This is a genomic window from Candidatus Nitrospira nitrosa (assembly GCF_001458735.1).
GTDB classification, from domain to species: Bacteria; Nitrospirota; Nitrospiria; order Nitrospirales; family Nitrospiraceae; genus Nitrospira_D; species Nitrospira_D nitrosa.
In genome coordinates this window covers 1-5357 of record NZ_CZQA01000004.1, presented here as the reverse complement: position 1 = coordinate 5357, position 5357 = coordinate 1, and the positions used below count along the sequence as shown (strand labels likewise).

General features: G+C 56.4%; 6 protein-coding genes and 1 pseudogene. 4 read left to right on the top strand and 3 right to left on the bottom strand.

All coding sequences use genetic code 11. From position 1 onward, the window contains the following. Together COMA1_RS21995 and tnpA are read left to right on the top strand one after the other, a co-directional pair. Positions 1-120: pseudogene (locus COMA1_RS21995) on the top strand (IS30 family transposase); the annotation flags it as partial. Positions 121-212: 92 nt separating this feature from the next. After that, positions 213-647, top strand: coding sequence for an IS200/IS605 family transposase (gene tnpA / locus COMA1_RS08695; RefSeq protein WP_176697953.1), 435 nt, complete (start codon positions 213-215; stop codon positions 645-647). A 77-nt stretch (positions 648-724) separates the two neighbouring features. Here tnpA and COMA1_RS08690 read toward each other — a convergent pair whose 3' ends face one another. Then, positions 725-1159: a PIN domain-containing protein gene (locus COMA1_RS08690; RefSeq protein WP_090747011.1), complete on the bottom strand. Its 435-nt coding sequence runs from the start codon at positions 1157-1159 to the stop codon at positions 725-727. After that, entirely contained in the window at positions 1156-1428 is a 273-nt protein-coding gene (locus COMA1_RS08685; RefSeq protein WP_090747008.1) for an AbrB/MazE/SpoVT family DNA-binding domain-containing protein, read from the bottom strand. The genes COMA1_RS08690 and COMA1_RS08685 overlap by 4 nt, the downstream gene beginning before the upstream one ends. A gap of 330 nt (positions 1429-1758) precedes the next feature. On the opposite strand from COMA1_RS08685, the gene COMA1_RS08680 reads away from it, so the two are divergent. Continuing rightward, on the top strand, positions 1759-3498 hold the full coding sequence (locus tag COMA1_RS08680; RefSeq protein WP_176697952.1) for an IPT/TIG domain-containing protein: 1740 nt from the start codon (positions 1759-1761) through the stop codon (positions 3496-3498). Beyond that, positions 3498-4484, top strand: coding sequence for a WD40/YVTN/BNR-like repeat-containing protein (locus tag COMA1_RS08675; RefSeq protein WP_090747003.1), 987 nt, complete (start codon positions 3498-3500; stop codon positions 4482-4484). The genes COMA1_RS08680 and COMA1_RS08675 overlap by 1 nt, the downstream gene beginning before the upstream one ends. 31 nt (positions 4485-4515) lie before the next feature. Here the strand turns inward: COMA1_RS08675 and COMA1_RS08670 are convergent, their stop codons facing one another. Continuing rightward, complete coding sequence (locus COMA1_RS08670; protein WP_090747000.1) at positions 4516-5187, bottom strand: transposase; 672 nt, start codon at positions 5185-5187, stop codon at positions 4516-4518. Positions 5188-5357 lie beyond the last annotated feature (170 nt).

The window sequence follows — 5357 nt, the reverse complement described above, 5'->3', positions numbered from 1 at the left end:
ACGGCACATCGACTTGCGTCGGTCGTGGAGGAATTGAATAATCGACCCCGGAAATGCCTCGCCTATCGGACCCCAGCCGAAGTCTTTGCGCGGGCCGCAGGTGTTGCTCTTCAACCTTGAATTCAAGTGATCTAATTTCGCGGAAGTTCCCCACCTGCAGGGTGGGGGTGTGAGCTGGCGCCGGCTGCTGCTCGCTTGGTGCGATGATGGCCGTGGATGACACTCCATCGACAGCGGATGTGGTGGACAAGACCCAGTACCATTTGGTGTGGGTGCCACGGTATCGGCGGAACATCCATGTGCCCGGAATAGCCGACTATCTCAAGAAGGTCTTTCGGGCAGTGCGGGAATTTCATCCCGATTGGTTTGTGGAGGAGATCGGGGTGGAACGGGACCATGTCCATCTGCATATGGTAATTCCGCCGAAGTACGCGGTCTTACGGGTGGTGGAGACGTTGAAGAGTGTCACGAGTCGGCAGCTGGAAGAGAAATTCCCGCACGTATTGCGCAACGTGTGGTGGGATGGTGGCGGGATTTTGGCGCGAGGATGCTTCGCCTCCACGGTGGGGATCAACGAGGCCACAATTCGGCACGATGTCCAGCACCAAGGCGAGCAGGAGACGGGTCAAGCGCAGCTTGAATTGTAAGGAGACCCCACCTGGAAGGGCGGGGTTCTTCATTCCTGATGGAAGGAAGCCTGCTTGGGGCGGGTGATGGTGATTCTTTACGGAGTACGAATCTCGATGCCGTCTAGACGAAAACTTGAGAAGTCCCGTGCATTGAAGGTGAGTATGGTCTGCACTCGCGCTGCTCGGGCACAAGCGGCGATAACCCAGTCATAGGTCCGACCACCGGCGATGTCGTGGTCCGCAGCCTCTCGGAGCAGCGGCCTAACGATTTTGTTATCCATGCCTGCTAGCGTTCCTTCGGTGACGAAGTTCGTTTCGATAAGGGCCATCGCGTCTCGAGGCGAGATGCGATGGGGCGGTGGAAGTCTGGTCAGCACAGCATACGTCTCAATCAAGGCTGGTGTCGCCAACACCAGCGATCCCCGCTCCGCCAGTCGACGTTCCATTTCTGTAATAGCGCGATCATGGTGCTCATGCCAGGTGCACACTGTCGCGACCATGACACTGGTGTCGGGAAGAAAACGACTCATACCGGTCTAGAGGAGGCTGCTCTGTTACGGGTGAGCTGTCGACGTGTCCGTTCGACGGTTTCACTCGTGAGACGCTCGATCGGCAGATCTGGTAGAGCGACGAGGAATCGGCCACGTTTCTTCAGTTTGACGGGGAGTGGTGCCGGCTCGATTTCAATTAGCCCTTGCCGCCAGCGGATCTCCAGCTCGGTACCAGGCTGTAACCCAGCCTCTCGACGCAGTTCTTTCGGAATGACCAATCTTCCAGCCGTATCTATGGTGGTTTTCATGGTATAGAATATACCATTTACTTCACCGTCAGACAAACAGGATTATGGAGAAGCTGTGTGCGGAGATCACGCGGTGAGGGGGCCTTGCAGTGAGGTCGGTTGTGGAGATAATACCTAATTCGTTGGGACGTACGGCTTCCTTTGTCGACCGATGACTGCGAAGGTGAACCGTTCGGTACCCTTGCGAGTGATGTCGGTATGGCGACAGGGATTCTTTCCCTGCTTCGTCTTCTCTTGCCGCACTTGACTCTCAAAAAAACCACTTGTTAAAGTCGTGCATGTCGCATGTCCTGGCTATATCCTTCCCGCTGTTTTTCTGAAAGGTCACCCATGCAACGATTCGTGTTAGTCACCATAAGCCTTGTGGCGCTTGTGCTCCTTTTGACTCACGAGAGTTCCGCTGCAGCAAGAAAAAGTAAGCCGATGGAGAGCAAGGTGACTGTTGAGCTTTCAACGAGCATGGTGACTCCTGGCGCGACAGTTACACTAAACGGAAAGGGGTTCGGCCCCTTCAAGTCGACGTCATTCAATAAGGTCACGGTCAATGGACTGTCGGCTCTCGTGCAGCGATGGGAGGCGGAACTTATTGAGATCAAGGTTCCGTTCAAGGCAACGAGTGGGTTCGTCGAGATTCTGATCGGGAAGAAGAAGGTGCTCGCCGGGCTGTTGACGATCGTCACACCACAGATCGACGCTATCACGCCGACGGAAGCCGAGCGTGGGGCCACGCTCCAGATCACGGGGCAGCATTTTGGTCTGTCCGCTGGGGCACGCGATCCCAATACGATGTTTGGGGTGAATGATGTGATCGTTGGCGGGGTGATCGTTCGCCCGCAGCGTTGGAAGGATGACAAGATTGAGCTGGAGATCCCTCCCAATGCGACGAGCGGTGATGTGGTGGTGCGGTTGGCCTCCTCTGATCCGCTTCCGGATGGATCCTGTTGTGCGCCTGTCGAGTATGTGAAGAGTAATGCCGTTTCACTGGCACTGAGGCCATTTATTCGAGTGGATCCGGTCAGTGGGCCGGTCGGAACGAAGGTGGTCCTCTTCGGTCACGGGTTTGGTCAGTCGAAAGAACAGATGGACGATGGGGTCTTCATCGCGGGAAAGCCTGCGACGATTGCCCAATGGAAAGACGATGTGATCGTGGTCCATGTCCCGCTTGATGCCGAGTCTGGTCCGCTGGTGTTGCGGCGGCAGGGGCAAGAACGGGTGCTTGCGCAGTTTACGGTTCATGTGCCTCGTATTACGACGCTGAGTCCCGCCAGTGCTCCGATTGGGACGCTGCTCAGGATCAATGGTGAACATTTTGGGTTCTATTCTGAGAGCGGGGCGACACCGTACAACTTCATGGATTTCAATACAGGTCAGAATCGAGTTGAGATCGGCGGGGTCCCGGCCGTCATCTATCGATGGAACGACGATCGAATCGATGTGTGGGTGCCATTCAGTGCCAAAAGCGGCAAGGTGGTGATCTATCGGAGCGCCACGAAACCGAATCTCGGGGGGCTCTGCTGTGCTGAACGGGGGACGCTGGCGATTGAGGCAGGGGACTTTGCAGTGGTGACGCCTACAGTTGAAACCTATGATCCCAAGTCAGCCGGGTTGGATGCGACGGTCACTATCAAGGGAAGCGGGTTTGGGACATTCTTGAAGACTGCGGAACATGCCGATCTCGGGCTCAATCAGAAGGCGTACAAACGGCGATCCGACATTGAGATCAACGAGCCGGAGGCCAGTGACACGGTTGTATCGAACGTCTCCCGCACGGAAGTGCTCTTCAACGGCGCGGCGGCTCTGGTGCAGTCGTGGACGGATCAGGAGATCGTCGTCAAAGTCCCGCACCGCAATCTGTATGGCATCGGAAAGAAGGGCGGCTTTTTCGATGATCTTGCCACTGGGCCTCTGGTTGTTCGTCGAGGGTCTTGGGACCTCTTGCCGGATGGCACCTGCTGTTCGCCGAAGAAATGGCTGACGGTGGAAGCCGGACAGTTCACCATTGAGGCCAAGGGGCTTCCCGACGATGGGTATTGGACGAATAACAGGCCTGATGCGGGCACCAATCAATAATGCTGATTCCACGCTACGTTGTCCGGGTTCGATTGCGTCTCATCTTTTTGTTGTTGATTGTGGCGCTGGGGTTTCCGCAATTGGCCACCAGTCGTGAGACCGCTCTTTCCCTCACAATTCAGGCGAGTACTACAAAATCCACCCTGCTGAGTATCCATTTTCCCACGCCTCAACAGGGCTGGGCGGTGGGGTCTGGTGGAACGATTCTCAAGACCGGTGATAGTGGGAAAAGTTGGAAGCGCGTGGCCAGTGGAACAACGGCCTTGCTTACGAGCGTGTTTTTTGCCGATTCGTCACACGGATGGGTGACCGGTGCCGGAGGATGGCTCGGCCGCACGATCAACGGAGGAGAGTCCTGGTCTCAACAGGCCATCGATACGCAGCAGCCGCTGTACGCCGTCTCTTTTCCCTCTCCCAATGTCGGCTGGGCGGTTGGGGGAGGCGGCACCATCTATCATACGACAGATGGAGGGCAGCATTGGAGGGAACAGATCAGTGGGACCACGGCGGCGCTCTATACGGCACACTTTCTCGATGAGCAGAAAGGGACAATCGTTGGCGCACTGGGAACCATCCTGTCGACATCCGATGGTGGTGCGACATGGACCGCGCAAGGCACGCAGAGTGCCGTAACCTTGTTCGACGTCTTCTTCACCGATGCCACAACTGGTTGGGCGGTCGGTAATGCGGGGGCGTTGTTTCAAACGACTGATGGCGGTGCCACATGGGTGGATCAGACTCTGCCCTGTGGGCGTACTTGTACGAAGCTCACTGATTTGCTGAAGGTCCGGTTCACGAGCCGGCAAGAAGGTTGGATTGTCGGTGAGCGAGGAACGTTGTATCGGACGACGGATGCCGGTCTCACCTGGAGTGAGGGAAGATCGATTGCCCCAGCATCACTCTTTGGCCTCAGTTTTCCCGATGCTGAACGCGGGTGGGCGAGTGGTGAAAATGGGACCATCGTGCATCTGCAACTGAATCGCTGAGTGGTTGTTTGCCGCGCATGTTTTTCGGTGGTCAGGATCCTCTGGGCCTTCCGCGCGGACGCAGCGTTGATTCCAATCCAAATCGCTTCGCCATCCTGTTTACCCAAGCCTCGTCACCGAACGGACGCCCTCGCTGTACGCTCACTCGAAGAGTCTCTAGTTCCTCCCCGGTCTCGGAACGATTCACGCGCATCATCCAATTGCGCGGGGGCGAGACCGGCCAGTCACTCAGCCAGGCTGTCAGTTTGGCATCGCCCTGAGCACGTCGCCATAGGCTGCTCCACCGCCAGTTTTCCGCCTGTCTGACCAACTTGGCCCGTAGTGCATTGCGTTCTACATACCGAGCGACGGTCAAAAAATGTTCATCCGTCTTGACGGGAAAGGATTTGAAGCGGCCTTGATAGACAGGACCAGTGCCGGCGGTCTCGTGCCGCACATGCCACCGTTGCGTATGGGTGACGGTAATCCAGCGAAGAATTTCTGATAGTTCGCCATCGTGGCGCGGCCACAGGAGAAGGTGCCAGTGATTCGGCATGAGGCAATAGGCGGCGATGCGGATGCGAAATTCGGCGTGGGCTTCGGCCAGAATAGCTTCGAAGGCAATGTAGTCGGACGGGGTTTCAAACAGCGGGAGTCGCCCAACCCGACGATTCAGGACATGATAGGCAAGGTTGCCTGCAGCAAGGCGAGGTCGACGTGGCATAGACGATCTTCTAATGAATCTACTACAAAAATGTCAAGAAAATACTCCCGATAATCATCTCGAAGGCTCCTCTCTTGAAGAGTAGAGTCGTTGCTAACGCGACGGGCTCATCCACTTTAACCGAGGAGGTTGCGATGATGTGTTATGCGGGCATTGATCTCCATGCCACG

What these genes read in the sequence shown, in the direction of transcription:
- COMA1_RS08685 (WP_090747008.1), bottom strand. Translation starts at nt 1,428, where the DNA reads ATGAAAACCACCATAGATACGGCTGGAAGATTGGTCATTCCGAAAGAA.
- COMA1_RS08675 (WP_090747003.1), top strand. Translation starts at nt 3,498, where the DNA reads ATGCTGATTCCACGCTACGTTGTCCGGGTTCGATTGCGTCTCATCTTT.
- COMA1_RS08690 (WP_090747011.1), bottom strand. Translation starts at nt 1,159, where the DNA reads ATGAGTCGTTTTCTTCCCGACACCAGTGTCATGGTCGCGACAGTGTGC.
- COMA1_RS08670 (WP_090747000.1), bottom strand. Translation starts at nt 5,187, where the DNA reads ATGCCACGTCGACCTCGCCTTGCTGCAGGCAACCTTGCCTATCATGTC.
- COMA1_RS08680 (WP_176697952.1), top strand. Translation starts at nt 1,759, where the DNA reads ATGCAACGATTCGTGTTAGTCACCATAAGCCTTGTGGCGCTTGTGCTC.